This is a genomic window from Cupriavidus sp. GW823-FHT06D04 (assembly GCF_058795055.1).
The window spans coordinates 259,096-284,675 of sequence record NZ_JBXAHL010000002.1; the positions used below are offsets into that span (position 1 = coordinate 259,096).

Below are 25,580 nucleotides of genomic sequence, written 5' to 3' on the forward strand. Positions count from 1 at the left end.
CGATGAAACGTCAAGAATTCGCCGCGTTTTCCTTTCTCCTGACGTCCTGGCACCGCTTGCTGCTGCCGGCCGTGCTGGCCGCCATGGCGGTGCCGGCTGCCGCACAGCTCAAGGCGCCCGGGACGGCGCCGCGCTCCAGCGGCATCTTCGTGCCGCAGGCGTCTGACGTCGCGGCGCCGTCGAGCCAGCCCAAGCTGGGCGTGCCGCCGGCCGGTGGGCAGAAGCGTTCGCAACTGGTCGACGAAGTGGTCGCGGTCGTCAACAACAGCGTGATCACGCGGCGCGAGCTGCTCGACCGTGCTGACGAAATCGAAGGTCAGCTGCGTACCGCCGGCCGCCCGGTGCCCGCGCGCGCCGACCTGTTGGGCGAGGTGCTCGAGCGCCTGGTCATGGAGCGCGTGCAGACCCAGGCCGCACAGGATGCCGGCATCCGCGTGACCGACCAGGAAATCGACCGCGCCATTGAATCGGTGGCGCAGCAGAACCGGCTGAACGCGACCGAGCTGCGTCGCCGCGTCGAGGCCAGCGGCATGACCTGGACCAAGTACCGCGAGGAGCTGCGCAAGCAGGTGCAGGTGATCCGCCTGCGCGAGCGCGAGGTCGACTCCAAGGTGCAGGTCTACGACGGCGAGATCGACAACTACCTGGCGGCCCGCGGCGGCCAGGGCGCCGCCCGCGGCCCGACCGAATACAACGTGGCGCAGATCCTCGTGCGCGTGCCCGAGAATGCCTCGGACGCACAGAAGCAGGCGCAGCGCGCCAAGGCCGAAGGGCTGCTCAAGCAGGCCCAGGGCGGCGCCGACTTCGCGCAGCTGGCGCAGGCCAATTCCGAGGGCGCCGAGGCGGCCCAGGGCGGTGCCATGGGCTTCCGCGAGATCGGCCGCCTGCCGGTACAGTTCGCCAACGCCGTGGTCGACCTGCAGGCTGGCGCAGTGGCGCCGCAGGTGGTGGAAAGTGCTGCGGGCTTCCATGTGGTCAAGCTGGTGGCCAAGCGCGCGGCGCCGGCATCGAGTCCGGCCGCCGCCTCGAAGATCACCCAGACCCAGGTGCGCCACATCCTGATCCGCACCGGCCCCAACATGCCCGAGGCCGAGGCGCGCCGCCAGCTCGGCACGCTGCGCGACCGCATCACCCACGGCGGCGATTTTGCGGACGCGGCCAAGCGCTTCTCGCAGGACGGCTCGGCGCAGAACGGCGGCGACCTCGGCTGGGTGTCGCCGGGCGAGCTAGTGCCCGAGTTCGAGCAGGCCATGAGCCGCCTGCGCCCGAACGAGATCTCGGAGCCGGTGGTCACGCAGTTCGGCGTGCACCTGATCCAGGTGCTCAACCGGCGCGAGACCGAGATGTCGCCCGAGAAGCAGCGCGACTTCGCCCGTGCCGAAGTCCGCGAACAGAAGCTGCGAGCAGCCTATGATGACTGGGTGCGCCAGCTGCGTTCGCAGGCGTATGTGGAGTACCGGATCAACCGGCAGCGCTGAAGCGCCGACCCCGATCCGCTGACCTGACATGCCCGACCCGCTAGCCCTAGCCATCTCGACCGGAGAACCCGCCGGCATCGGTCCCGATATCACCATCGGGGCGTTGCTGCAGCTGGCGGGCGCCAACAATGGCGTCGGTGGCGGGCAATACCGCTTTCATGTGCTGGGCGATGCCCGCCTGCTGGCCGATCGCGCCGCGGCGCTGGGCGCCACGCACGCCTGGGAGCGACGCATTGCCGACGGCGACGTGGTCGTCGAGGACATCCCGCTGGCGGTCGCGTGCGAGGCCGGGCGGCTCGATGCGCGCAACGGCCCCTATGTGCTGAAGCTGCTCGATGCCGCCATCCGCGGCTGCCGCGCGCGCGGCAGGGCCGCGCCCCGGTATGCCGCAATGATCACGGCGCCGGTGCAGAAGAGCACCATCAACGACGCCGGCGTGCCTTTCACCGGCCATACCGAATACCTGGCCGACAGCGCCCGCGTGCCGCGCGTGGTGATGATGCTGGCCGGCCCGCAGCCCGCGCACGACGGGGCCATGCTGCGCGTGGCGCTGGCCACCACCCACCTGCCGCTGCGCGCGGTGCCCGATGCGCTGTCCGTGCCGCTGCTGGTGCAGACGCTGTCGATCATCGATGCCGACCTGCGCCGCTACTTCGGCATCTCGCGGCCGCGCATCCTGGTCACGGGCCTGAACCCGCACGCCGGCGAAAGCGGCCATATGGGCCGCGAAGAGATCGACATCATCATGCCCGCGCTGGCGCAGGCAAAAGATGCCGGCATCGACGCGCGCGGGCCCTTTCCGGCCGACACGCTGTTCCAGCCGCGCCACCTGCGCGATGCCGACTGCGTGCTGGCGATGTACCATGACCAGGGGCTGGCGCCACTGAAATACGGCACCTTCGGCCACGGCGTGAATATCACGCTGGGGCTGCCCTTTATCCGCACCTCGGTGGACCATGGCACCGCGCTCGACCTTGCCGGCACCGGCCAGGCCGAACACGGCAGCATGATCGAGGCCATCCGCAGTGCGGTCATCATGGCCGGCCACGCCAATGGCCGGCGCCCTGGCAGCAACGGTGCCACGGGCAGCCATCCTGGCCACACCCATTCCGGCCCGCAGCCGCCATGCTGAAGCTGGACGAATAACCCATGCGTTCAAACGTGCACCAGGGCCATGTGGCCCGCAAACGATTCGGGCAGAACTTCCTGGTCGACGACACCATCATCCACGGCATCGTCAATGCCATCAGCCCGCAGGCCGACGACGTGCTGGTCGAGATCGGTCCCGGCCTGGGCGCGCTGACCACCCCGCTGCTCGAACGGATCCCGCAGATGCAGGTGGTGGAACTCGACCGCGACCTGGTCGAGCGCCTGCGCCGCCGCTACGGCGAGCGTCTGCAGGTCCACGCCGGCGACGCGCTGGACTTCGACTTCGGCAAGCTGGAGGTGCCGGGGCGGCCGCTGCGCATCGTCGGCAACCTGCCGTACAACATTTCCAGCCCGCTGCTGTTCCACCTGATGGACTTCGCCGACCAGGTGCGCGACCAGCACTTCATGCTGCAGAAGGAAGTGGTGGAGCGCATGGTGGCCGAGCCCGGCAGCAAGGCCTTCGGCCGGCTGTCGATCATGCTGCAGGTCCGCTACTACATGGAGCATGTGCTCGACGTGCCGCCGGGCAGCTTCAACCCGCCGCCCAAGGTCGATTCCGCCGTGGTGCGTATGATCCCCTGGCCGCGCCACCTCGATGGCCGGCTGCGTTCGCCGCATGCCGATTGCGACATCACCGTGCTGGGCGACGTGGTCACCGCGGCGTTCTCGCAGCGGCGCAAGGTGCTGCGCAACACGCTCTCGTTCCTGCGCGACCAGGTCGACTTCGATGCGATGGGCTTCGACCTTGGCCGCCGCGCCGAGGAAGTGCCCGTTGGCGAGTATGTCGAACTGGCCCGGCGCCTGGGTGGTACGCCATCCGGCCAGGCCGGACAGGCCGCCTGAGGTCCGCGCAACCCGATTCCCGAATCCCGAATTTCCCGCGACTATTTCGTGCAAGACCGTCCCATGACAGCCCAGACCCAAACCAACCGGCGTCCCGTGATCCTGACCGGCGACCGTCCCACCGGCCCGCTGCACCTTGGCCACTATGTCGGCTCGCTGAAGAGCCGCGTGGTGCTGCAGGACTCGCATGAGCAATACGTGCTGCTGGCCGACACCCAGGCCATGACCGACAACGCGCACGATCCCGACAAGGTGCGCCGCAACGTGCTGGAAGTGGCGCTGGACTATCTGGCAGTGGGCATCGACCCGGCCAAGACCACCATCACCGTGCAGTCGCACCTGCCGGCGCTGGCCGAGCTGACGCTGATGTACCTGAACTTTGTCACGGTGGCGCGGCTTGAGCGCAACCCGACCATCAAGGAAGAGATCCAGGCGCGTGGCTTTGGCCGCGACATCCCGGCGGGCTTCCTGTGCTACCCGGCATCGCAGGCCGCGGACATCACCGCCTTCAAGGCCCATGTGGTGCCGGTGGGCGAAGACCAGGCGCCGCTGATCGAGCAGACCAACGAGATCGTGCGCCGCATCAACCACCAGGTCGGCCGCGAAGTGCTGCCCGAATGCAAGGCCCTGATCCCCGAGTTCGGCCGCCTGCCTGGCGTGGACGGCAAGGCCAAGATGAGCAAGTCGCTGGGCAACGCGATCGCGCTGGGGGCCTCGCCCGAGCAGATCAAGGCCGCCGTGCACAGCATGTACACCGACCCCAATCACCTGCGCGTGTCGGACCCGGGCCAGGTCGAGGGCAACGTGGTGTTCACCTACCTGGATGCGTTCGACCCCAACACCGAGGAAGTCAAGGCGCTGAAGGAGCACTACCAGAAGGGCGGCCTGGGCGACATGGTGCTCAAGCGCCGCGTCGAGGGCGTCCTGCAGGACATGCTGGCCCCGATCCGCGCGCGCCGTGAAGAACTGGCCAAGGATCCGGACTATGTGTTCGACATCCTGCGCCAGGGCACCGCGAAGGCGCGCGCACTGACCCAGCAGACGCTGGACGAAGTGCGCGACGCGCTCGGCATGTTCTCGTTCGAGGCACGCCGCTGAGCGTCAGGCAGCGGCGGCTCCGGTCGCCGCCGTATTACGCTAGCCGCGCCGCTCAGGCGCGGCGATTGACCAGCACGATGCCGGCCAGCACCAGGAGTGCCGCCACGGCAAAGCGCGGGCCCACCGCGTCGTGCATCAGCACCACGCCGAAGGCGACCCCGAACAGCGGCGTCAGGAAGGAAAACACCGACAGCCGCGACGCCAGGTAGCGCCGCAGCAGCCAGAACCAGGTCAGGTAGCTGGCAAACGCGATCAGCACTGATTGGTAGAACAGGCTCGCCAGCACCACCCCGTCGATCTGCACGGTTGCGGTCTGGCCGGCGGCCACCGCCATCGCCAGCAGCATCACCGCGGATACCCCCAACTGGTACAGCAGGGTCTTGCTGGCCGGGGCGCTGGCCAGCGGGCTGGCGCGCACCACCACGGTGGTGGCGGCCCACAGTGCGCCGGCGAGGATGCCAAGCGCATCGCCCAGCAGCGTGCTGCCCTGCGCCGACGGCGCGGCAATGCCATCGGCAAAGGCCAGCGCCATGCCCGCGAACGCGAGTGCCACGCCCAGCCATTGCCCGGTTTGCAACCGCTCGCCCAGCACCACGAAATGCAGTCCCAGCGCGGTGAAGATCGGCGCGGTGTACAGGAACACCGCCATGCGCGAGGCGGTGGTGTGGCCCAGCCCGACGAAGATGCAGAAGAACTCCGCGCCGAACAGCAGCCCGGCCAGCAAGCCGGCGTTCAGCGTGCCGTCGCGCCGCCACAGCGGCGTGCCGCGCCAGGCGGCAAAGCCGAACACCAGCAACGCCGCCACTGCCGAGCGCACGCCCGCCTGCAGCACCGCGCCCATCAGCGGCGCGGTGACCTTGATCACCACCTGCTGCAGGCCCCAGGCGGCGCACAGCACCACCATCAGGCCCACGGCGAAGCCGTCGAGCGGCTGCCGGGCCAGGCTTTGCGTGCTCATGGCGAGCGTGCGTCAGGGACGGCTGGCGTCGCGGGTGGAATGGCGCTCGATCAGCTCGATCTTGTAGCCGTCCGGGTCTTCGACAAAGGCGATCACGGTGGTGCCGCCCTTGACCGGGCCGGCTTCGCGCACAACCTTGCCCCCGGCGGTGCGGATGCGCTCGCACGCGGCCGCGGCATCGTCGGTTTCCAGCGCGATATGGCCGTAGGCCGTGCCCAGGTCATATTGGTCGACGCCGTAGTTGTAGGTCAGCTCCAGCACCGCGGTCTCGCTCTCGGGGCCGTAGCCGACAAAGGCGAGGCGGTACTTGTATTCAGGGTTGTCGCTCTGGCGCAGCAGCTGCATGCCGAGCACGCGCGTGTAGAAATCGATGGAGCGCTGCATGTCGCCGACGCGCAGCATGGTGTGGAGGAGTCGCATTTGAGGGCCTTCAACTGTTTTAGGTATAGGAAGGCGCCATTTTAGTGCGTTTGGCCGAAACCTACCGGCCCGCTTCCGCCCGCTCAGAAGGTCGGCAACAGCTCGGGCGGGTGTGCCCGCAGTTGCGCGCGCGCATCGCGGAACTCGGGGAAGATCGATTCCACGGTCTGCCAGAAGCGCGGGCCGTGGTTCATTTCCTTCAGGTGCGCCAGCTCGTGCGCGGCGACATAGTCGATCATCGACAGCGGGAAATGCATCAGGCGCCAGTTCAGCCGGATCTTGCCGTCGGCGGTGCAGCTGCCCCAGCGCGTGGCGGCCGAGGTCAGCGCAAAGCCGGTGTGGCGCACGCCCAGCTTGTCGGCGTAGATATCGAGCCGCTCGGCCAGCAGCCGGCGCGCCTGCTGCTGCAGCCAGCCTTGCACTCGGTCCTTGATCTGCTGCTCGTCGGCATGGCCCGGCAGCGCCAGGTGCAGCACGCGGCGGTCGGCATCGAACAGCAGCGCGCCGAGCGGCGACTCCAGCGACAGCGTCAGCGGCTGCCCCAGGAAGGGCAGGCTGGCGCCGTCGCGCCATTGCACCGTGGGCAGGATGCGGCGCGACTCGCGGTGGCGCCACTCGCCCAGCTTGTTGAAGATCCAGCGCTGTTTTTCCAGGATGGCCAACTCGATGTCCGCCAGCGTGACCCAGCGCGGCGCCGTGATCGACAGGCCGCGGTCGTCGATGGTGAAGCCGATGGTGCGGCGCGCCGAGCGCTTGAGCGTGTAATGCAGCGGCCGTTCGCCGATGCGCAGCAGGCGAGCATTGGGTTGCGGCACCGGCCATGCGGGCTGCTGCGGGGGCTCCTGCGCAAGCGGGGCTGGCTGCGGCGCCTGGGCGGACTCCGCCAGCGGCAGCTCCAGCTGCGCGCCGTCGGCGTCAGGTCGCAGCAGCTTCATGCGGCGGGCCCGCCCGGAGCCGCGCTCCGGTAGCTCTGCGGATCGATGCGGCGCATGTCGCGCTCGATCCATTCCGCCACCTCCTGGTTGAGCTGGTCCGCGGTCTTGTTGGCCGAGGCGATTGCCGGGCCGACCGAGATCGTCACCATGCCCGGGTGCTTCAGGAACGAATTGCGCGGCCACACCCGGCCCGAGTTGACCGCCATCGGCAGCACCCAGGCGCCGGTTTCCACCGCCAGGCGCGCGCCGCCGCTCTTGTAGCGCGCCTTCTCCAGGCCCGAAGGCGTGCGCGTGCCTTCCGGGAACATGATGATCCAGGCGCCTTCGGCCAGCCGCTCGCGGCCCTGGCGCGCGGCCGAGGCGAAAGCGCGGGTGCCTTCCTTGCGGTTGATATGGACCATCTTCAGCATGCCCAGCGCCCAGCCGAAGAACGGCACCAGCAGCAGCTCGCGCTTGAACACGAAGCACAGCGGCTTGGGCATCAGCGCCACGTAGGCCACGGTTTCCCAGGCCGACTGGTGCTTGGACAGCAGCACCACCGGCTTGTCGAGCATCACGTCCATATGCTCATGGCCTTCGATGCGGTACTGGATGCCGCAGATGCCGCGCGCGGCCCAGATCACCAGCAGGGGCCAGCCGCGCACGAAGCGGAAGCGCTGGTCGGCATTCATGAACGGGAACACCAGGAAGCAGGCGCAGGCGTAGGGTGGCGTCAGCACCAGCAGGTACAGCGCAAACAACAGGGAACGAAGAAACGTCATGCGGGGGGCGCGAATAGGGAATGGATGCGGGCGGTCAGCCGGCGCTATGAGCGGGCGGGCGCTGTGCGCCGCCGTTGCCGGTCAGCCAGCGTGCAAACGCGCGCAGGTCGTCGTGTACCTGAGTGCCCGGCGGCAGGCCACCCTGGTCGAAGGTCTTCTGGCCTTTGCCGCTGCGCACCAGGTGCGGCGCGCAGCCAACCGCCACGCCGGCTTCCAGGTCGCGCAACGAATCGCCAACGATGGGCACGCCGCGGAGCTCGATGCCGAAGCGCTCGCTGATCTGCTCCAGCATGCCCGGCTTGGGCTTGCGGCAGTCGCAACCGTCCGCGGCGGTATGCGGGCAGAAGAACACCGCGTCGACGCGCCCGCCCAGGCGCGCGAGCAACGTGTGCATCTTCTCGTGCATGGCGTTGAGCGCGCTCATCTCGAACAGCCCGCGGCCGATGCCGGACTGGTTGCTGGCGAGGATCACGCGGTAGCCGGCCTGGTTCAGCGCGGCGATGGCCTCCAGGCTCCCGTCGATCGGCACCCATTCATCGGGCGTCTTGATGAACTGGTCGCTGTCGAGGTTGACCACCCCGTCGCGGTCCAGGATGACAAACTTGGGCGGCGTCTGCGGCATGTGCGGCTCCGGTGGCTGAGATCAGGCGGCCAGCTTGGAGATGTCGGCCACGCGGTTGGCCATCGCATGCAGCGAAGCCAGCAGCGCCAGGCGGTTGGCGCGCAGCTGCGCGTCCTCGGCCATCACCATCACATCATTGAAGAAGCGGTCGACGGCATCGCGCAGCTGGGCCAGGTCGCGCAGCGCGGCGGTGAAATCGCCGCTGGCGAAGGCTGCTTCCACGGCCGGGCGCACGCGCTCGATGGCGGCGTGCAGCGCGCCTTCTGCCTCTTCCTGGAACAGCGCCGGATCGACCGCGCCGACCGGCTCGGTGTTCTTGCGCAGGATGTTGGTGATGCGCTTGTTGGCGGCGGCCAGGGCCTCGGCCTCGGGCAGCGCGGCAAAGGTGCGCACTGCCTCCATGCGGCCCAGGATGTCATGCAGCTGGTCCGGGCGCAGGCTGACCACGGCCTCGACTTCGTTGGTGGTGTAGCCCTTGTCCTTCAGGTAGCCGCGCACGCGGTCGTACAGGAAGTCGGCGATTGCCTCGGGTGCCGGCTTGACTGCAGCGATGCCGGCAAAGGCGTGCTGCGTCAGCGCCAGCAGCGACGACAGCGACAGCGCCAGCGGCTTTTCGATCAGCATGCGCAGGATGCCAAGCGCATGGCGGCGCAGCGCGAACGGGTCCTTCTCGCCGGTGGGCTGCAGGCCGATGCCCCAGATCCCGACCAGGGTCTCGAGCTTGTCGGCCAGCGCCACGGCGGTGCTGACCGCGCCTGCGGGCAGCGCATCGCCGGCAAAGCGCGGACGGTAGTGTTCGGAGCAGGCCAGTGCCACGTCTTCGGCCTCGTCATCGTGACGGGCGTAGTACGTGCCCATGGTGCCCTGCAGCTCGGGGAACTCGCCGACCATGTCGGTCAGCAGGTCGGCCTTGGCCAGTTCGGCGCCGCGCATCGCGGCGGCCTTGTCGGTGGGCACGCCGCTGTCGTTGAGCGCGTCGGCGATATGGCCGGCGATCTGCTGCAGGCGCTGCACGCGGTCCAGCTGGGTGCCGATCTTGTTGTGGTAGACCACGCTGGCCAGCTGCGGCACGCGCGACGCCAGCGTCTTCTTGCGGTCCTGGTCGAAGAAGAACTTGGCATCGGCCAGGCGCGGGCGCACCACGCGCTCGTTGCCGGTGATGATCGACTGCGGCGTCTCGGTGGCCAGGTTCGACACGATCAGGAAGCGGTTGCGCAGGTGGCCGTCGGCATCGGTCAGCGCAAAGTACTTCTGGTTGGTCTGCATGGTCAGGATCAGGCATTCCTGCGGCACCGCCAGGAAGGCTTCCTCGAAATGGCAGGCATAGACCACCGGCCATTCCACCAGCGAGTTGACTTCATCGAGCAGCGAATCGGGCATGATCACCTGGTCGGCGCCGGCTTCCTTGAGCAGCGCGGCGCGCATGCGCTCGCGGCGCTCGGCATAGCTGGCCACCACGTGGCCGGCGGACTCCAGCTGCTGCGCATAGTCGTTGGCATGTGCGATCTCGATCCTGCCGTGCGACAGGAAGCGGTGGCCCTGGGTCAGGTTGCTGGCCTGCAGCCCCAGCAGCGTCACCGGCAGGATCTCGGCGCCGAACAGTGCGATCAGGCTGTGCGCCGGGCGCACGAAATGCACCGTGCTGCCGTCCGGACGCTGGTAGCTCATGACCTTGGGGATCGGCAGCTTCGCAATGGTGTCTTCCAGCGCTGCCTGCACCGCGGCAGCCAGTTCGGCGCCGCGTGCGGTATAGCGGTAGAAGAAGGCCTCGGCCTTGCCGTCGGAGGCGCGCTCCAGCGACTGCCAGTCGATCTCGGCGACGCCGACCGACTTGGCCAGCGCGGCCAGCTTCTTGGCCAGCGGCGCGGTGGGCTCGCCGTTGGCGTCCAGCGCCACCGACAGCGGCAGGACCTTCTCGCGCTGCTCGCGGTCCGGCGCGCTGCGGCGCACGCCCGACACCAGCGCGGCCAGGCGGCGCGGGGTGGCGAACGGCGTCACGGTGGCGCCCGGTTCAAGCAGGTCGCGCTCGCCCAGGCCGGCGAACAGGCCCTGCGCGAAGGCGTCGCCCAGGCGCCCCAGCGCCTTGGGTGGCAGTTCTTCGGTGAACAGTTCGATCAGCAGCGAGTCGGTCATGGGTTGCGACATGAATCGTATCCAGCAAGTTGTAGCGCGCGCCGCTTATCAGCAGCGCGGCGAAAGATTAGGTTCTACTCCGGACAGCAGCCACAGGCCGTTCTGTTGTCGGAATTGCAGCGTGGTGTAGGCGCATTGCGCGGCCGCTGCGGCGCTGGCCGCGCCGTTGCTGCCACCGCGGCTGCCTGCAGCCGGGAAGCGCGCGTCGATGCGGCGCAGGCGCTTGTCGTAGCGGATCTCGTCGATGCGCCCGCCCACCCAGAAATCGATCTTCGGCGGCAGCTGCGCCGCCGAGTGGTAGGTCTTGACCGTGCGGCGGGTGCGGCCGTTGTGGGTCTCCATCTCCACCCACGTCAGCGGATAGCGGATCGCGCTTTCATAGGCGCGCAGCGGCACGCGGTGCCATCCCAGGTCGCGCTGGCCGGACAGGTCGCACGAGAACGAGCGCACCAGCTGCGTCCACTGGTCGAGCGCGTTCAGCGACGGGCGCCATTGGCGCGCCATGGCCAGCTGCAGCGCCTGCGGGTCGGCCTCGCACACATTGCTCAGCTCCGCCGGCAGCATCAGCGCCTGCGCGCTGGGTGCCGCCTGCGCGCGCGCGCCGATGGCATTGCCGGCGGCGGCGAGCGCGGCGGTCGCCATGGCGCAGCACAACGCGCTGCGCGCCAGTTGCGTCATGCCCGGGCTCCGCCGTTGCTGCACATTGGGAAGCCGAGGGCCTCGCGCGAGTCGTAGTAAGCCTGTGCCACCTGGCGCGACAGGTTGCGGATGCGGCCGATATACGCCGCGCGCTCGGTCACCGAGATCGCGCCGCGCGCGTCCAGCAGGTTGAAAGTGTGGGCGGCCTTGAGCACCTGCTCGTAGGCGGGCAGCGCCAGGCGCGTGCCGGCGGCCTGGCCTTCCTCGGCGCCGTCGCCATTGCCCATCAGCCGCTTGGCCTCGCCTTCGTGCTCGGCGAAATGGCGGAACAGGATCTCGGTGTTGCTGTGCTCGAAGTTGTAGGTCGACTGCTCGACTTCATTCTGGTGGTACACGTCGCCATAGGTCAGGCGGCGCGTCTCGCCGTTCTCGACCCACTCGGTCCAGATCAGGTCAAAGACGTTCTCGACCTTCTGCAGGTACATCGCCAGGCGTTCGATGCCGTAGGTGATCTCGCCGGTGATGGGCTTGCAGTCGATCCCGCCCACCTGCTGGAAGTAGGTGAACTGCGTCACTTCCATGCCGTTGAGCCAGACTTCCCAGCCCAGGCCCCAGGCGCCCAGCGTGGGGTTCTCCCAGTCGTCCTCGACGAAGCGGATGTCGTTCTGCTTGAGGTCCAGGCCGAGCGCCTCGAGCGAGCCCAGGTACAGCTCCAGAATGTTCTCGGGCGCGGGCTTGAGCACCACCTGGTACTGGTAGTAGTGCTGCAGGCGGTTGGGGTTCTCGCCATAGCGGCCGTCCTTGGGGCGGCGCGACGGCTGCACGTAGGCGGCGCGCCACGGCTCGGGGCCGAGCGCGCGCAGGAAGGTGTGTACGTGGGATGTGCCGGCGCCGACCTCCAGATCGATGGGTTGCAACAGCGCGCAGCCCTGCCGGTCCCAATAGGCCTGCAGGGTCAGAATCATTTGTTGGAAGGTCAGCATATGAAGACTAGGTAGAGGCACCCGGGCGCGGTAGCGCCGCCCGGCATGCAGGCCCCGCAGCGCGTGCCGGAGCCGGCGCATGCGGATTTTGCCAAACCCTGAATTCTATCGGCTTTTTGGCAAGGCGCCCCTTTTGGCAGGGCCGGCTAGGGCACGCACCGGTGGCTGAACATGCTTGCCAATGTCGGCCCTACGCAACGCATCGGGAAAATACTGAGGCGGATTTCAGGTTTGGCCGCTGCTAGCCGATAGTGTTTTTGTATACAGTATGAGTAAGCAACCCGTTTCAGAGCGTTGCGGTTGACAGTCCGTACCGGCATGGCGGGCACGGCGGCTGCTGGCTGGCACCGCAGTAGCCGTTTGTCGGTAACTGATATTGATGGGGACTTGGCATCATGGCACTTCTTTCTCGCAAACCTTACCTGGTCGCAATCGCGGTCATGATCGCCGCGGCCACCGTGTCCGTGGCGACCGGGCTGCTGGGCTGAACCGGCTGGCGCTCACCTGAGGCGCCACAACCGGCACCGCAATCAAGCGCCGGACGGCGGCGGCGATCCCGCCGCGTCCGGTGCCTGCTTCTGCCTGTGCCTTCAGCTTGTGCCGCGCAGCTTGCGCGCACGCCAGGCAGCCATCCCCAGCACCAGCGCAAACAGCGCCAGCACTGGCGCGTTCCCCCAGCGGATATAGGGCGTCAGCCCCTGCATGCCCTGCACCTCGGCCGCCAGCGTGCCGACCGTGAAGGTCGGCAGGCGTTGCTGCACCGAGCCATCCGGGCGTACCACCGCGGTCATGCCGGTATTGGTCGAGCGCAGCATCGGCCGGCGCGTTTCCAGCGCGCGCATGCGCGAGATCTGCAGATGCTGGTCCAGCGCGATGGTGTCGCCGAACCACGCCAGGTTGGTCAGGTTGGCCAGGACATTGGCCGGCGCCGGCTGCTGGCGCAGCGTCTGCGCGATTTCCTCGCCGAACAGATCCTCGTAGCAGATATTGGGCGCCACGCGCACGCCGCGCACCGGCAGCGAGGCCTGGTCGAGCCCGCCGCGGCGGAAGTCGCCCAGCGGCATCTTCATCATGTCGACGAACCAGCGGAACCCCAGCGGGATAAATTCGCCGAACGGCACCAGGTGGTGCTTGTTGTAGCGGTACAGGCGTTCGGTCTCGGGGCCCAGGCCGAAGACGCTGTTGGTGAAGTCCACCGGGGAGTCGGCGCCGGCGGCGCCGAACAGCACCGTAGTGCCGCTGGCCAGCGCGTAGTCGCGCACCGCCACGGCCACGTCGACCGGCAGCTCTTGCAGGATGACTGGGAACGCGGTTTCCGGCGTGACCACCAGGTCGGCCGGCGCGGCGGTGATCATGTCGCGGTACAGCTCGATCGAGCGCTGGATGCCGGCGGGCTCGAACTTGATGTCCTGGGCCACGTTGCCTTGCAGCAGCCGCACCGACAGCGGCTTGCCGGCGGGCGTGGTCCAGGCCAGCGGCGCCAGCGCTGCGCCCGCAGCGGGCAGGGCCAGTGCCAGTGCCAGCGCGCCCAGCGCCCGGCCGCGTTCACCGCGGCCCAGTCCGCGTACGGCAGCCGCCAGCAGTGCCGCCACCGCGGCGGCCAGGGCGCCGATGCCGTACACGCCAACGAGCGGCGCGAAGCCGGCCAGCGGGCCATCGGCATGGGCATACCCGCCCGACAGCCACGGGAAGCCGGTAAACACCACGCCGCGCAGCCATTCGGCGAGACCCCAGGCAGCGCCGAAGGCCAGCGGCGCCAGCAGCGTGGCCCCCGGCAGGCGCGCCGTCAGCCGATGCCACAGCGCGCCGGCCAGCGCCGGGTAGAGCGACAGGAAGCCCGAGAACAGCACCACCGCCAGCGCGGCCATCCACGCCGGCATCTCGCCGTAGACGTGCATGCTGATATAGAGCCACCAGATGCCGGACAGGAACCAGCCCAGCCCGAAGGCATAGCCAGTGGCGGCGGCCAGGCGCGCGCGCGGCGCGTCGGCCATCAGCGCGGCCAGGCCGGCCAGCGACAGGATCTGCAGCCACCACCAGTCATGGGGGGCAAAGGCTTGCGTATGGGCGATGCCGAGCACGCCGGCCAGCAGCAGCCGCACCATGGTCGCTGCGCGCGAACGCGCGCGCGTGCCAGGCACGCCTGTCGGGGCGGCGTCGGCAGCGGCGGCGCCGTTGAGGACCGGGGCGGAACGCTTCATGCGCCGGCCGCGCCCGCGTTGTCGCCGTTGGATTCGCGGTGCACCTGCAGCAGGTGCACCTGCCGCGCGTCGGCGCGCAGCACCTCGAAGCGGATCGGCGGCAGGGTGATGACCTCGCCGCGGTGGGGCACGTGGCCCACGTGGTTGGACAGCAGCCCGCCCACGGTATCGACATCGTGGTCGGAGAAGGCGGTACCGAAGGCCTCGTTGAACTGGGCGATCTCGGTCAGGCCGTGCACGCGCCAGCTGCCGTCGGGCATTGGCAGGATATTGTCCTGGTCTTCGTCCAGGTCGAACTCATCCTCGATGTCGCCCACGATCTGCTCCAGCACGTCCTCGATCGTCACCAGGCCGGCCACGCCGCCGTACTCGTCGACGACCATGGCGATATGGTTGCGGTTGATGCGGAAGTCGCGCAGCAGGATGTTCAGGCGCTTGGACTCGGGGATGAACACCGCCGGGCGCAGGGTCTCGCGCAGGTCGAAGGCGGGGTCGGTGTAGTAGCGCAGCAGGTCCTTGGCCAGCAGGATGCCGATGATGTTGTCACGGCTGCCTTCGTAGACCGGGAAGCGCGAGTGCGCGGTCTGCTGCATGAAGGGGATGAACGCCTCCGGGGCGTCCGCGATATTGACCATATCCATCTGCGCGCGCGGCACCATGATGTCGCTCGCGGTCAGTTCGGAGACCTGGAACACGCCCTCGATCATCGACAGCGAGTCGGCGTCGATCAGGTTGCGCTCATGCGCTTCCTGGAGCACTTCGAGCAATTCCGCGCGGGTGTCCGGCTCAGGGGAAATCAGGTCTGACAGGCGTTCGAGAAGCGATCTGGGCCGATCGGCCTGCTTCAGGTAAGCGGGCTTCGAACTGGGATAAGGGTCGTTCATTTCGCGGCGAGCGCGTGGTGGAGATCGTCTGAAGGATACACTAAAAGCCTGACCGTCCCGTGACGGCGGGCGGTCGCCTGAGACCATATGTGCAGCAGGCGGCGCCCGACCGGCGCCGCGTGTGAGAGAGGGATCACGCGGAAATCACGCGGTGCGGTCGCCCTGGTAGGGATCGGCGTAGCCCAGCGCCTGCAGCGTCTCGGTCTCGATCGCTTCCATTTCCTCGGCCTCGGCGTCTTCCTCGTGCTCGTAGCCTTGCGCGTGCAGCACGCCGTGCACGATCAGATGCGCATAGTGCGCTTCCAGCGGCTTGCGCTGCTCGCGCGCCTCGGCTTCCACCACCGGGCAGCACAGCACGATATCGCCCGTGACCGGATCGGCTTCGTTTTCCGCATAGGCAAAGGTCAGCACGTTGGTGGCGTAGTCCTTGCCGCGGTAGGTGCGGTTCAGCGTGCGCCCCTCTTCCTCGCCGACAAAGCGGATGGTCAGTGCGGCATCGGCATACAGTGCCGACTTGACCCAGGTTTCGATCTTGCGGCGCGCCGGCAGGCCATCGCCCTTGCCGACGCCGTCGCCGTGCTGGACCTCCAGCTCCAGCGCCGGCGGCGTGGCCGGCGTGCCGGTGGTGGTGACCACCGGCGTGGCGGTCACGGCCACCGACAGCGAGTCGTGGTTGTCCGGGCGCACCAGCAGGCCGGCCTGCTGGTTGGTGTCGGTGTGCTCGGCCAGCAGCGCCACCACGCCGTCGGCGGCCTGCGACAGGTCCAGCGTCAGGCTGCGGCCGTCGGGCAGTTGCACGCGCAGCGCGTGCGCGGCGCTCTTGCGCGCGCGGCCGTCGCCGTCGAACAGGGTCAGGCTCACGGCGGAAGACTTGGATTTCTGGGATTTCAATTAAGCGTCCTTGTGCTGGGCGTGGTATTCGTCATAGGCATCGACGATGCGGGCCACCAGCGGATGGCGCACCACGTCGATGCTGGTAAAGCGGGTGCAGGCAATGCCGCGCACGTCGCGCAGCACGAGCTGCGCTTCCACCAGGCCGCTCTTCTGCCCGCGGGGCAGGTCGATCTGGGTGATGTCGCCGGTGATCACCGCCTTCGAGCCGAAGCCGATGCGTGTGAGGAACATCTTCATCTGCTCGGGGGTGGTGTTCTGCGCCTCGTCCAGGATGATGAAGGCATGGTTCAGCGTGCGCCCGCGCATGTAGGCGAGCGGCGCGATCTCGATCATCTGCCGATCGAACATCTTCTGCGTGCGGTCGAAGCCGAGCAGGTCATACAGGGCGTCGTACAGCGGGCGCAGGTAAGGGTCGACCTTCTGCGCCAGGTCGCCGGGCAGGAAGCCCAGGCGCTCGCCGGCCTCCACCGCCGGGCGCGTCAGCACGATGCGCTTGACCGCATCGCGCTCCAGCGCATCGACCGCGCACGCCACCGCCAGGTAGGTCTTGCCTGTGCCGGCCGGGCCGATGCCCATGGTCAGGTCGTGCGACAGGATATTGCGCAGGTAGTCGCGCTGCGCCACGGTGCGGCCCTGCAGGCCGGTGCGGCGCGTGTGCAGCACCGGCGATTCGTCGCCGATCTCGCGATCCTCGACATCGCCGCCGTTGCCAGGCAGGTAGCTGCCATGCGCGGACAGCTGGCGCGTTTCCACCAGGCCCAGCTGCACGTCGTCGATCGACAGCGGCGTACGCGCCTGGTTGTAGAAGCGCTCCAGCGCCGTTGCCGCATCCTGCGCGTTGCCGCCGCGCACCGTCATGCGGTGGCCGCGACGCTGGATGTTCACGTCCAGCGCCTGCTCGATCTGGCGCAGGTTTTCGTCGAGCGGCCCGCACAGGTTCTGCAGCCGGGTGTTGTCGTCCTTGGGGGCGACGAATTCTGCGGATGGGACTTTCATCAGTTGGCGATGGCCTCGCTGGATAGTGCCTGGTTACTGCCGAACCACGATCTCGCCGCGCAGCGAGTGCGGGAACGCCTGCGTGATGCTCACGTCGACCAGTTGGCCGACCAGCCGGTCGCGGCCTGCCTGGGGCACGCCCGGCAGCGCGAAGTTGACCACGCGGTTGTTCTCGGTGCGGCCGTGCAGCTCGGTCGGATCCTTGCGCGCAGGGCCTTCCACCAGGATGCGCTGCACCGTGCCGACCATGTTCTGGCTGATGCGCTGCACGTTTTCCTCGATAGTGGCCTGCAGGCGCTGCAGCCGGCGCAGCTTGACCTCGTGCGGGGTGTCGTCGTGCAGGTTGGCAGCGGGCGTGCCCGGGCGCGGGCTGAAGATGAACGAGAACGAGGTGTCGTAGCCGATCTCTTCGATCATCGCCATCAGCTTCTCGAAGTCGGCATCGGTCTCACCGGGAAAGCCCACGATAAAGTCCGACGACATCGACATGTCCGGGCGCAGCACGCGCAGCTTGCGGATGATGCTCTTGTACTCCAGCACGCTGTAGCCGCGCTTCATCGCCATCAGGATGCGGTCGGACGCATGCTGCACCGGCAGGTGCAGGTGGTTGACCAGCTTGTCGCAGCGGCCGTACAGCTCGACCAGGCGCGAGGTGAATTCCTTCGGGTGGCTGGTGGTGTAGCGGATGCGCTCGATGCCGGGGATCTCGGCCACGTACTCGATCAGCAGCGCAAAGTCGGCGATCTCGGTGGTGTCGCCCATCTTGCCGCGGTAGGCGTTGACGTTCTGGCCCAGCAGCGTGACTTCACGCACGCCCTGTTCGGCCAGGCCGGCAACTTCGGCCAGCACGTCCTCGAACGGGCGCGACACTTCTTCGCCACGGGTGTAGGGCACCACGCAATAGCTGCAGTACTTGGAGCAGCCCTCCATGATCGAGACGAAGGCACTCGGGCCTTCCACGCGCGCCGGCGGCAGGTGGTCGAACTTCTCGATCTCGGGGAAGGAGATGTCCACCTGCGACTGGCCGGTGCGCTGGCGGCGCGCGATCAGGTCGGGCAGGCGGTGCAGCGTCTGCGGGCCGAACACCACGTCGACATACGGCGCGCGCGAGACGATGCTGGCGCCTTCCTGGCTGGCCACGCAACCGCCCACGCCGATCACCAGGTCGGGTTTGACGGCTTTGAGCGCCTTCATCCGGCCCAGTTCCGAGAACACCTTCTCCTGCGCCTTCTCGCGCACCGAGCAGGTGTTGAACAGGATCACGTCGGCGTCTTCGACGTTGTCGGTGGGTTCCAGCCCCTGGCTGGCGTTGAGGACGTCGACCATCTTGCCCGAGTCGTACTCGTTCATCTGGCAGCCGTACGTCTTGACGAAAACTTTCTTCATATGCCGATCTCAGTGGTTGACCTGGGGGCATCAGGGTGTTGCAACAACACGGCCGGCGCGTGGGGCACGCCGGTCGCACTTCCGGGGGACTACGATTTCTTCTTCAGCGCCTTCTGTTCCGGCTCGCTCAGCACCCAGGCGGTCAGCAGCTGGCCGTACAGGTCCAGCTTGTACCGCACCGGCAGCTTCTGGCCGGCCACCGCGGCGCTGGCCAGCAGCTGGTTGTCGGTGCCGAACAGGCGCAGGCCCGGTGCCACGCCGACGGTCTTGCCATCGAGCGTGGCCGTTTGGGGCGCACCGGCAGACGGCGTGGCGATAACGAGCCTGGCCGCCTGCGCATCGTCCGGGATCACCCGCACCGGCTGGGCCATCGCGCTTGCCGCACCGAGCAGCAGGGCGGCGGCGCAGGCCAGCGTTGGCAGCAGCCTGCGGGCGCGCCTGGGTTGGACAGACTCCGGCGCCTCGCGGCGCGCATCACGACCTGCTGGCATGGGGGGAGAACTCCGACAAATGGGACGACGCGTTGGCGGGAATGGCCCAAAGACGGGCGCAACCGGTCATTTTACCCCGCTGGCGGCCTGGCCGGGTCGGCGATGCAGGCGAGCTCAGAACAGGCAGGATGCCTCTTGCAGCACACGTTGCTTGGACACCGTGCCCATCAGTTCGCGGCTGGCGCTGTCGCGCACCAGCGGAATGCGGTTGATGCCGTGCCCGGCAAACACCGCCAGGGCGTCGCGCAGGCGCGAATCCGGGGTCAGTGCGGGGAAGTCGCGCTCGGCCAGCGCCAGCACGTCGTCCGCGGCGCCCTCGCGCTGGGCGCGCTGCAGCGCGTGGATCGACAGCGCGCCCAGCAGGCGGCCATCTGCTTCGACCAGATAGAGGTAGCGTGTGCCGGTCTCGGCAAACTTGTCGGCTGCCACCGCCAGGGTAGCGTTCGGGTCGAGCACGGTATCGGTCGGGTCGCACAGGCCCGCCAGCGTCAGCGTGCGGGCATGTTCGGCCGCGGCCGAGGCCTGCGCGCGCTCGGCGATCACGCTGTACAGCGACAGCGTCTGGCAGCGTGACGCCGTGTAGTACGCCGCCACCGCGCCGATCATCGACGGCAGCAGCAGCGCGGGCGCCAGCGTCATCTCGAACACCATCAGCACCGACATCAGCGGCGCCTGACTGGTGGCCGCCAGGAACGCACTCATGCCCACCAGCGGTAGCAGCGGCGCCGCACCGGCCGCCGTGCCCTGCATGCCGATGGCCAGCAACTGCCCGAGCGCCGCCCCCACGAACAGCGACGGCGTGAACACGCCGCCGACCGCCCCCGAGCCCATGCTGATCACCGTTGCCACCAGCTTGGCCAGCAGCACGCCGGCCACCGGCACGCTCAGCGGCTGTTCCTGCAGGATGGTCTGGATGGTGGAATAGCCGTTGCCAACCACCTCGGGCACCGCCATCGCCAGCACGCCGACCAGCGCGCCGCCCAGCGTCAGCCGTGCCGCTGGCCCGCCCGGCACGGCGGCAAAGCGGCTGCGCGCAAAGCCGGCCGCGCGCATGAACAGCGCGCCCGCGATGCCGGCGGCCACGCCCAGCGCCGCCGCGGCCAGCAGGATGTGCGGGCGCAGGTCGGGGGCGATATCCAGGCCCGGGTAGAGCGGCTGCAGGCCGCCGTGCCACTGGCTGACCATGGCGCCGGCCACCGAAGCCAGGAAGAGCGGCATCAGGCGCTGCACCGCGAGCGCCCCGAACACCACTTCGGCAACGAAGACGGCGGCGGAGAAGGGGGTGTGATAGACGGTGGCAAGGCCGGCCGCGGCCCCGCAGGCGGTCAGCATGCGGCGCATGTTCGAGCCGCCGCCGCGTTCCAGTCGGGTCGACGGGAACAGCGAGCCGCACAGCGCCGCCAGCTGGATCATTGCGCCTTCCTTGCCGACCGAGCTGCCGCTGACGATCGAGAAAAACGATGAGAGCGCGCGCAGCAAGGTGATCCGCACCGGCAGGCGGCCGCTGCCGTTGGCCACCGCTTCCATGTAGTCGGTGGCGCCGCTGTGGCTGCCGGCCAGGCGATTGGCCAGCACCAGCAGGCCGCCCGCCAGCGCGCCGCCCGCGGCCGGCACCACCACGCGCCACGCCAGCGCCAGCGTGGCGAATACGGCCACCACGTCGGCATGGCTGGAAAACAGCACGACGCCGGCGCCCTCCAGCGCTTCCTTGAACAGTGTGGTGGCAATGGCCGCGACGATCCCGACCGGGATGGCCGCGAACAGGGTGACTTCCTGGTCTTCGAGGAAACGCAAGCGCATGGCGGCTTTCCGGGGCAAATGTGGCGCGGGTGCGGAGCCGGAGAGGGGGCGGGCAGAGGCTGTCATGATAGCGCAGCGCCACCCGCGCAGACCCGATGTGCGCCGGCGCGCATGCGGGGCCGCGCCCGGTGCAGAACCCGCTTGTCACGGACTGGTACACTACCGCTCTTTCCTTCGCGGGCGGGCCGGTGCCCTGCCATGCCGGCTTCCCGGCGTTCGCGTTCCGATTCCGATCCGATTACCAGGAGCCATCCGGCGTTTGGCGCACCGCGTGCGCAGCGATGGCCCAAGCAGCAATACATGTCTTTTTCTGAACTCGGCTTGTCCGACAAGATTGTGCGTGCCGTGGCCGAACAGGGCTACACCACGCCGACTCCCATCCAGGCCCAGGCAATCCCCGCCATTCTCAAGGGCGGTGACCTGCTCGCCGGCGCGCAGACCGGCACCGGCAAGACCGCCGGCTTTACGCTGCCGATGCTGCAGATGTTGTCCGACTCCGCGGCGCGCGGCGCCAATGGCGCGCAGCGTCCGGCCCGCCTGCCGGTGCGCGCACTGGTGCTGACGCCCACGCGCGAGCTGGCCGCCCAGGTCGAAGAGAGCGTGCGCAACTACGGCAAGTACCTGCGCCTGCGTTCCATGGTGATGTTCGGCGGCGTCGGCATCAACCCGCAGATCGAGCAGCTCAAGCGCGGCGTCGAGATCGTCGTGGCCACGCCCGGCCGCCTGCTGGACCACGTGTCCCAGCGCACCATCGACCTGTCGCAGGTGGAACTGCTGGTGCTCGATGAAGCCGACCGCATGCTCGACATGGGCTTCATCCACGATATCCGCAAGATCCTCAACGTGCTGCCGGCCAAGCGCCAGAACCTGCTGTTCTCGGCGACATTCTCGGACGATATCCGCGCGCTGGCCGACCGCCTGCTGAACAACCCGGCCTCGATCGAGGTGGCGCGGCGCAACACCACGGCCGAGACCGTGGACCAGCGCGTCTACCCGGTGGACCGCGAGCGCAAGCGTGAGCTGCTGGCTCACCTGGTGCGCCAGCATGACTGGCACCAGGTGCTGGTATTTACGCGAACCAAGCACGGCGCCAACCGCCTGGCCGAGCAGCTGACCAAGGACGGCCTGTCGGCACTGGCGATCCATGGCAACAAGAGCCAGTCGGCGCGCACGCGCGCGCTGTCGGAATTCAAGTCGGGCACGCTGCGGCTGCTGGTGGCAACCGATATCGCCGCGCGCGGCATCGACATCGACCAGCTGCCGCACGTGGTCAACTTCGACCTGCCCAACGTGCCCGAGGACTATGTGCACCGCATCGGCCGTACCGGCCGCGCCGGCGCCGAGGGCGAAGCGATCTCGCTGGTCTGCGTGGACGAGATTGCGCTGCTGCGCGATATCGAACGCCTGATCAAGCGCAAGCTCGAACAGACCGTGCTGCCGGGCTTCGAGGTCGACCCGAGCATCGCGCCCGAGCCGATCCAGAAAGGCCGCCAACAGCGTGGCGGTGGTGGCCAGGGGCAAGGACAAAGCCAGGGCCGCGGACGCGCCCAGGCGCGTCCGGCCGGCAACGAAGGCGAGGGCGCCCAGCGCCAGCGCCCGGCGCGCGAAGCGCAGGCTGCGCCGCGCCAGGCCCAGGGCGGCCAGCCGCGCACGCGCGCTGCCGAAGGCGGCCAGCGCGGCAACGGCGCGGCCAACGGCAACCGTGGCGGCCAGCCCGCCGGCGGCGCGCGCAATCCCGCACCGCGCCGCGACGGCCAGGAGCCGGCGCGCCAGCAGCGGACCGCGGCGCAACCCGCACGCCAGCCGCACGACGCGGCACCGGCACCGGCACCGGCGCGCAATCGCCGTCCGGCGCCGCAGGCCGCGCTGCTCGGCGGCAACCGCAAGCCGGCGCGCTGAGCGGATCAGGGCTGACACCATGCACGCGTCCGACGCCCCGGCCGACCCCGGCGTTCCCTACGCCGGCCTGACGCCGGAGCTGATGCTGGACGCGCTGGAAGGCGCCGGCCTGCGCCCCGACGGGCGCCTGCTGGCGCTCAACAGCTATGAGAACCGCGTCTGGCAGCTGGGCATCGAGGATGCCCCGCCCGTCATCGCCAAGTTCTACCGTCCGGGCCGCTGGACCGACGCGGCCATCCTGGAAGAACACGCCTTTGTGCAGCAGCTGGCCGATGCCGAGATCCCGGCCGTGCCGGCCATGGTGCTGGCACCGGGCGAGTCTGGCACGCTGCTGCATCACGCCGGCTTCCGCTTCGCGGTATTCCCCCGCTGCGGCGGCCGCGAGCCCGCGCTGGACCGTTCCGATACGCTGACCTGGCTCGGCCGCTTTATCGGCCGCATCCACGCGCTGGGGGCGACGCAACCCTACCAGGCGCGCCCGGCGCTGGATCTGGAAACCTTCGGCGTTGCCCCGCGCGACTGGCTGCTCGCCAGCGGCTGCATTCCGGCCGACCTGCTGCCCGCGTGGCAATCGGTGACGGACCTGGCGCTGGACGGCGTGCGCCGCTGCTATGAGCGCGCCGGCGAGGTGCGCCTGCTGCGCACCCACGGCGACTGCCATCGCGGCAATGTGCTGTGGATCGACGAGGACGACGCGCGCGGCGGCACCCATGGCGCGCCGGGCCCGCACTTCGTGGATTTCGACGACAGCCGCATGGCGCCGGCGATCCAGGACATCTGGATGCTGCTGGAGGGCGACCGCGCGGCCATGCAGGACCAGCTGGCCGACATCGTTGCCGGCTATGAAGACTTCGCCGAATTCCAGCCGCGCGAACTGTGGCTGGTGGAAGCGCTGCGCACGCTGCGGCTGCTGCACTACAGCGCCTGGCTGGCCAGCCGCTGGGCCGACCCGGCCTTTCCGGCCGCGTTCCCGTGGTTCGGCACCGCGCGCTACTGGCAGGACCGCATCCTGGAGCTGCGCGAACAGGTGGCGCTGATGGACGAAGCGCCCCTGTGGGGCGCCTGAGGTCTACCGGACGGCGCCGCCAGGGCGCCGGTTTTCTACTACTTTGCTCAAGCCTTCTTTTCCGGCGCCTTGACCAGCAGCACCGGGCACTCGGCCTGCGCCAGCACGCGGCCCGCGACTGAACCGATCACCGCATCGAAGAACGAACCCCGGCCATGCGTGCCCATCACGATGGCCGCGGCGTCGACCGAGCGCGCACAGGCGACGATGCGCTCCGGCGCGAAGCCATGCAGCGGGTGCCGCTCGAATGGCACCTTGGCTGCGGACAGGATGTCGCAGACCGCCGCCATGGCCTTGTCGCTGGCCTCCTTGTGCCAGTCGTCGATGGTTTCCTTGCTGACAAAGGCGCGCACCTGGCCGCTCACTTCCGGCGCCACATGCACGACATGCACGGTAAAGCCGCTCTGCAGCAGCTTGCCTTCGGCGATAAAACGAGCCGCGGCGTCGCTGAAGGCCGAGCCGTCGGTGGCGAGCACGATATTGGTCATGTTGGGAATCTCCTGGGTGGGGGCTGTCGGCAGGCGGTGCGCCATGAGGCGGCACCGCCACTGGAACCATCATGGCACCTAGTGTCCTGCCAGGACCCGATTTAGATCAAGTCGGATCGGATTTATCCGATCCGACCGTGCGATAGCCGGCCGGCCGACGGATTCCGTCAATCCGGCTGAAGCATTTGGCCATTGCCCCGTCAACGCGGTGGCGCGTAGCATGCTCCCGAGCCCCGTGGCAGGCATTGGCACGCCCGCGCTGCCGCAGGCACGGCCCATCCCAGACTAATTCAATGCAGCTGCCCCCGGCCATGGCGCGGGCGGGCGGCGATTCCGGAGACGACGATCATGAGTGAGCGTGGCAACCTGCTGCCCCTGCGCGGTATCAAGGTAGTGGAATTCGAAGGCATCGGCCCCGGCCCGTTGTGCGGCGCGATGCTGGCCGGCCTTGGCGCCGAGGTCACGCTGGTGACCCGCCCGGTCGCGCCGGATGCCCGCCGCATCCTGCGCGGCCAGCCCGTGCCCCCTGAGATGGAGCTGGAGCACGGCAAGCGCGTGGTGCAACTGAACCTGAAGTCGCCGCAAGACGTGGCCGCCGCGCTGGACTTGGTGGCCGGCGCCGACGCGCTGATCGAAGGGTTGCGCCCGGGCGCGATGGAGCGCCTCGGCCTGGGCCCGAAGGTGTGCCATGCACGCAATCCGCGCCTGGTCTACGGCCGCATGACCGGCTGGGGCCAGACCGGCCCGCTGTCGCAGAGCGCCGGCCACGACCTTAACTACATCGCACTGACCGGCCTCTTGTCGATGGCCGCGCGCGAAGGCTCACTGCCGATGGTGCCGCCGACCGTGGTGGGCGATGCCACCGGCGCGCTTGGCCTGGCATTCGGCATCACTAGCGCCATCCTGAGCGCGCGCGCCAGCGGCGAGGGCTGCGTGGTGGATGCGGCCATCACCGATATCGTCGCCATGCTGGGCTCGCTGGTGCAGGTGTCGCGCGCAGCCGGCACGCTGGGCGGCCCGCAACCCAGCCCCTTCCACGATTCGCCGTTCTATGACGTCTTCCCTTGTGCCGACGGTCGCGCCATCACGCTGGGCGCACTTGAGCCGCAGTTCTACCGCGAGCTGCTCGAGCGGCTCGAACTGACCGACATCGACCCCGCCGCGCAGTATGACCGCGCCCAGTGGCCCGCGGTGAAGGCGCGCATTGCCGCGTGCATCGCAGGCAAGCCCAGCACCCACTGGGAGGCGGTGCTGGGCGGCACCGACGTGTGCTTTGCGCGCGTGCTGACTCTGGACGAGGCCGCGCGCCATCCACACAACCAGGCACGCGGCACGTATCGGCTGTACCAGCAGGGCGAGCGCGAGGTGCCGCGTTCGGCGCCGGCGCCGCGCTTCCTGCGCGCCGGCACGGAATGACCTGGGGCCGCGGCACAGATGCCGCGGCCTCTCGAATCTG

Annotated in this window: 23 protein-coding genes; 7 read left to right on the top strand and 16 right to left on the bottom strand. The window is 68.9% G+C overall.

Translation table 11 applies throughout. The features are described 5' to 3' along the window. The first annotated feature begins 2 nt into the window (after positions 1–2). The 4 genes from AC1Q7H_RS04910 to trpS all read left to right on the top strand — a co-directional run bounded on the left by AC1Q7H_RS04910 (position 3) and on the right by trpS (position 4,568). Complete coding sequence (locus AC1Q7H_RS04910; RefSeq protein ID WP_492381002.1) at positions 3–1,478, top strand: peptidylprolyl isomerase; 1,476 nt, start codon at positions 3–5, stop codon at positions 1,476–1,478. 28 nt (positions 1,479–1,506) lie between these two features. Beyond that, positions 1,507–2,610: a 4-hydroxythreonine-4-phosphate dehydrogenase PdxA gene (gene pdxA, locus AC1Q7H_RS04915; RefSeq protein ID WP_013955593.1), complete on the top strand. Its 1,104-nt coding sequence runs from the start codon at positions 1,507–1,509 to the stop codon at positions 2,608–2,610. 17 nt (positions 2,611–2,627) lie between these two features. Beyond that, a complete protein-coding gene (gene rsmA, locus AC1Q7H_RS04920; RefSeq protein ID WP_035824601.1) occupies positions 2,628–3,470 on the top strand; it encodes a 16S rRNA (adenine(1518)-N(6)/adenine(1519)-N(6))-dimethyltransferase RsmA in 843 nt (280 codons plus the stop codon). Between the two features lie 63 nt (positions 3,471–3,533). Beyond that, positions 3,534–4,568: a tryptophan--tRNA ligase gene (gene trpS, locus AC1Q7H_RS04925; protein ID WP_013955595.1), complete on the top strand. Its 1,035-nt coding sequence runs from the start codon at positions 3,534–3,536 to the stop codon at positions 4,566–4,568. A 52-nt stretch (positions 4,569–4,620) separates the two neighbouring features. On the opposite strand, the gene AC1Q7H_RS04930 is transcribed toward trpS, so the two are convergent. The 15 genes from AC1Q7H_RS04930 to AC1Q7H_RS05000 all read right to left on the bottom strand — a co-directional run bounded on the left by AC1Q7H_RS04930 (position 4,621) and on the right by AC1Q7H_RS05000 (position 20,671). Then, positions 4,621–5,526 (bottom strand): DMT family transporter, encoded by a 906-nt coding sequence (locus tag AC1Q7H_RS04930; protein ID WP_035824599.1) that lies wholly within the window; start codon positions 5,524–5,526, stop codon positions 4,621–4,623. 12 nt (positions 5,527–5,538) lie between these two features. Then, on the bottom strand, positions 5,539–5,946 hold the full coding sequence (gene gloA / locus AC1Q7H_RS04935) for a lactoylglutathione lyase (protein ID WP_013955597.1): 408 nt from the start codon (positions 5,944–5,946) through the stop codon (positions 5,539–5,541). 83 nt (positions 5,947–6,029) lie between these two features. Beyond that, on the bottom strand, positions 6,030–6,881 hold the full coding sequence (locus AC1Q7H_RS04940) for a M48 family metallopeptidase (RefSeq protein ID WP_013955598.1): 852 nt from the start codon (positions 6,879–6,881) through the stop codon (positions 6,030–6,032). Then, entirely contained in the window at positions 6,878–7,642 is a 765-nt protein-coding gene (locus tag AC1Q7H_RS04945; RefSeq protein ID WP_011614553.1) for a lysophospholipid acyltransferase family protein, read from the bottom strand. The genes AC1Q7H_RS04940 and AC1Q7H_RS04945 overlap by 4 nt, the downstream gene beginning before the upstream one ends. A gap of 34 nt (positions 7,643–7,676) precedes the next feature. Next, positions 7,677–8,264 carry a D-glycero-beta-D-manno-heptose 1,7-bisphosphate 7-phosphatase gene (gene gmhB, locus AC1Q7H_RS04950; RefSeq protein ID WP_013955599.1) on the bottom strand — a complete coding sequence of 196 codons (588 nt, stop codon included), beginning with the start codon at positions 8,262–8,264 and terminating at the stop codon, positions 7,677–7,679. Between the two features lie 21 nt (positions 8,265–8,285). Beyond that, entirely contained in the window at positions 8,286–10,409 is a 2,124-nt protein-coding gene (gene glyS, locus AC1Q7H_RS04955; protein WP_492381003.1) for a glycine--tRNA ligase subunit beta, read from the bottom strand. Between the two features lie 36 nt (positions 10,410–10,445). After that, a complete protein-coding gene (locus AC1Q7H_RS04960; protein ID WP_013955601.1) occupies positions 10,446–11,075 on the bottom strand; it encodes a hypothetical protein in 630 nt (209 codons plus the stop codon). After that, positions 11,072–12,019 carry a glycine--tRNA ligase subunit alpha gene (gene glyQ, locus AC1Q7H_RS04965; RefSeq protein ID WP_035824587.1) on the bottom strand — a complete coding sequence of 316 codons (948 nt, stop codon included), beginning with the start codon at positions 12,017–12,019 and terminating at the stop codon, positions 11,072–11,074. Before glyQ ends, AC1Q7H_RS04960 begins: the two co-directional genes overlap by 4 nt. A 590-nt stretch (positions 12,020–12,609) precedes the next feature. Next, a complete protein-coding gene (lnt, locus tag AC1Q7H_RS04970) occupies positions 12,610–14,220 on the bottom strand; it encodes an apolipoprotein N-acyltransferase (protein WP_211980725.1) in 1,611 nt (536 codons plus the stop codon). Beyond that, positions 14,217–15,104: a CorC family transporter gene (locus AC1Q7H_RS04975; RefSeq protein ID WP_035824582.1), complete on the bottom strand. Its 888-nt coding sequence runs from the start codon at positions 15,102–15,104 to the stop codon at positions 14,217–14,219. The genes lnt and AC1Q7H_RS04975 overlap by 4 nt, the downstream gene beginning before the upstream one ends. Before the next feature lie 144 nt (positions 15,105–15,248). Then, the gene (gene ybeY / locus AC1Q7H_RS04980) at positions 15,249–15,995 is read right to left on the bottom strand and encodes an rRNA maturation RNase YbeY (protein WP_211980726.1); all 747 of its coding nucleotides are present in this window, start codon (positions 15,993–15,995) and stop codon (positions 15,249–15,251) included. Beyond that, a complete protein-coding gene (locus AC1Q7H_RS04985; RefSeq protein WP_013955606.1) occupies positions 15,996–16,994 on the bottom strand; it encodes a PhoH family protein in 999 nt (332 codons plus the stop codon). 33 nt (positions 16,995–17,027) lie between these two features. Beyond that, a complete protein-coding gene (gene miaB / locus AC1Q7H_RS04990) occupies positions 17,028–18,380 on the bottom strand; it encodes a tRNA (N6-isopentenyl adenosine(37)-C2)-methylthiotransferase MiaB (RefSeq protein ID WP_013955607.1) in 1,353 nt (450 codons plus the stop codon). Positions 18,381–18,469: 89 nt separating this feature from the next. After that, complete coding sequence (locus AC1Q7H_RS04995; protein ID WP_013955608.1) at positions 18,470–18,871, bottom strand: hypothetical protein; 402 nt, start codon at positions 18,869–18,871, stop codon at positions 18,470–18,472. Between the two features lie 114 nt (positions 18,872–18,985). Beyond that, positions 18,986–20,671 (bottom strand): ClcB-like voltage-gated chloride channel protein, encoded by a 1,686-nt coding sequence (locus AC1Q7H_RS05000; protein WP_492381004.1) that lies wholly within the window; start codon positions 20,669–20,671, stop codon positions 18,986–18,988. Between the two features lie 300 nt (positions 20,672–20,971). On the opposite strand from AC1Q7H_RS05000, the gene AC1Q7H_RS05005 reads away from it, so the two are divergent. Together AC1Q7H_RS05005 and AC1Q7H_RS05010 are read left to right on the top strand one after the other, a co-directional pair. Continuing rightward, the gene (locus AC1Q7H_RS05005; RefSeq protein ID WP_492381005.1) at positions 20,972–22,570 is read left to right on the top strand and encodes a DEAD/DEAH box helicase; all 1,599 of its coding nucleotides are present in this window, start codon (positions 20,972–20,974) and stop codon (positions 22,568–22,570) included. A gap of 19 nt (positions 22,571–22,589) precedes the next feature. Next, positions 22,590–23,636, top strand: a complete 1,047-nt coding sequence (locus AC1Q7H_RS05010; protein WP_114134900.1) for a serine/threonine protein kinase — start codon at positions 22,590–22,592, stop codon at positions 23,634–23,636. A 47-nt stretch (positions 23,637–23,683) separates the two neighbouring features. Here AC1Q7H_RS05010 and AC1Q7H_RS05015 read toward each other — a convergent pair whose 3' ends face one another. Then, positions 23,684–24,124 (bottom strand): universal stress protein, encoded by a 441-nt coding sequence (locus AC1Q7H_RS05015; RefSeq protein ID WP_153953248.1) that lies wholly within the window; start codon positions 24,122–24,124, stop codon positions 23,684–23,686. Positions 24,125–24,472: 348 nt separating this feature from the next. Between AC1Q7H_RS05015 and AC1Q7H_RS05020 the strand changes: the two genes are divergently transcribed. Further along, complete coding sequence (locus AC1Q7H_RS05020; RefSeq protein ID WP_153953249.1) at positions 24,473–25,540, top strand: CaiB/BaiF CoA transferase family protein; 1,068 nt, start codon at positions 24,473–24,475, stop codon at positions 25,538–25,540. Positions 25,541–25,580 lie beyond the last annotated feature (40 nt).

Bases quoted from the DNA above. Each gene is read 5' to 3' on its own strand.
- AC1Q7H_RS04910 (WP_492381002.1), top strand. From the start codon at position 3: ATGAAACGTCAAGAATTCGCCGCGTTTTCCTTTCTCCTGACGTCCTGG.
- pdxA (WP_013955593.1), top strand. From the start codon at position 1,507: ATGCCCGACCCGCTAGCCCTAGCCATCTCGACCGGAGAACCCGCCGGC.
- rsmA (WP_035824601.1), top strand. From the start codon at position 2,628: ATGCGTTCAAACGTGCACCAGGGCCATGTGGCCCGCAAACGATTCGGG.
- trpS (WP_013955595.1), top strand. From the start codon at position 3,534: ATGACAGCCCAGACCCAAACCAACCGGCGTCCCGTGATCCTGACCGGC.
- AC1Q7H_RS04930 (WP_035824599.1), bottom strand. From the start codon at position 5,526: ATGAGCACGCAAAGCCTGGCCCGGCAGCCGCTCGACGGCTTCGCCGTG.
- gloA (WP_013955597.1), bottom strand. From the start codon at position 5,946: ATGCGACTCCTCCACACCATGCTGCGCGTCGGCGACATGCAGCGCTCC.
- AC1Q7H_RS04940 (WP_013955598.1), bottom strand. From the start codon at position 6,881: ATGAAGCTGCTGCGACCTGACGCCGACGGCGCGCAGCTGGAGCTGCCG.
- AC1Q7H_RS04945 (WP_011614553.1), bottom strand. From the start codon at position 7,642: ATGACGTTTCTTCGTTCCCTGTTGTTTGCGCTGTACCTGCTGGTGCTG.
- gmhB (WP_013955599.1), bottom strand. From the start codon at position 8,264: ATGCCGCAGACGCCGCCCAAGTTTGTCATCCTGGACCGCGACGGGGTG.
- glyS (WP_492381003.1), bottom strand. From the start codon at position 10,409: ATGTCGCAACCCATGACCGACTCGCTGCTGATCGAACTGTTCACCGAA.
- AC1Q7H_RS04960 (WP_013955601.1), bottom strand. From the start codon at position 11,075: ATGACGCAACTGGCGCGCAGCGCGTTGTGCTGCGCCATGGCGACCGCC.
- glyQ (WP_035824587.1), bottom strand. From the start codon at position 12,019: ATGCTGACCTTCCAACAAATGATTCTGACCCTGCAGGCCTATTGGGAC.
- lnt (WP_211980725.1), bottom strand. From the start codon at position 14,220: ATGAAGCGTTCCGCCCCGGTCCTCAACGGCGCCGCCGCTGCCGACGCC.
- AC1Q7H_RS04975 (WP_035824582.1), bottom strand. From the start codon at position 15,104: ATGAACGACCCTTATCCCAGTTCGAAGCCCGCTTACCTGAAGCAGGCC.
- AC1Q7H_RS04985 (WP_013955606.1), bottom strand. From the start codon at position 16,994: ATGAAAGTCCCATCCGCAGAATTCGTCGCCCCCAAGGACGACAACACC.
- miaB (WP_013955607.1), bottom strand. From the start codon at position 18,380: ATGAAGAAAGTTTTCGTCAAGACGTACGGCTGCCAGATGAACGAGTAC.
- AC1Q7H_RS04995 (WP_013955608.1), bottom strand. From the start codon at position 18,871: ATGCCAGCAGGTCGTGATGCGCGCCGCGAGGCGCCGGAGTCTGTCCAA.
- AC1Q7H_RS05000 (WP_492381004.1), bottom strand. From the start codon at position 20,671: ATGCGCTTGCGTTTCCTCGAAGACCAGGAAGTCACCCTGTTCGCGGCC.
- AC1Q7H_RS05005 (WP_492381005.1), top strand. From the start codon at position 20,972: ATGTCTTTTTCTGAACTCGGCTTGTCCGACAAGATTGTGCGTGCCGTG.
- AC1Q7H_RS05010 (WP_114134900.1), top strand. From the start codon at position 22,590: ATGCACGCGTCCGACGCCCCGGCCGACCCCGGCGTTCCCTACGCCGGC.
- AC1Q7H_RS05015 (WP_153953248.1), bottom strand. From the start codon at position 24,124: ATGACCAATATCGTGCTCGCCACCGACGGCTCGGCCTTCAGCGACGCC.
- AC1Q7H_RS05020 (WP_153953249.1), top strand. From the start codon at position 24,473: ATGAGTGAGCGTGGCAACCTGCTGCCCCTGCGCGGTATCAAGGTAGTG.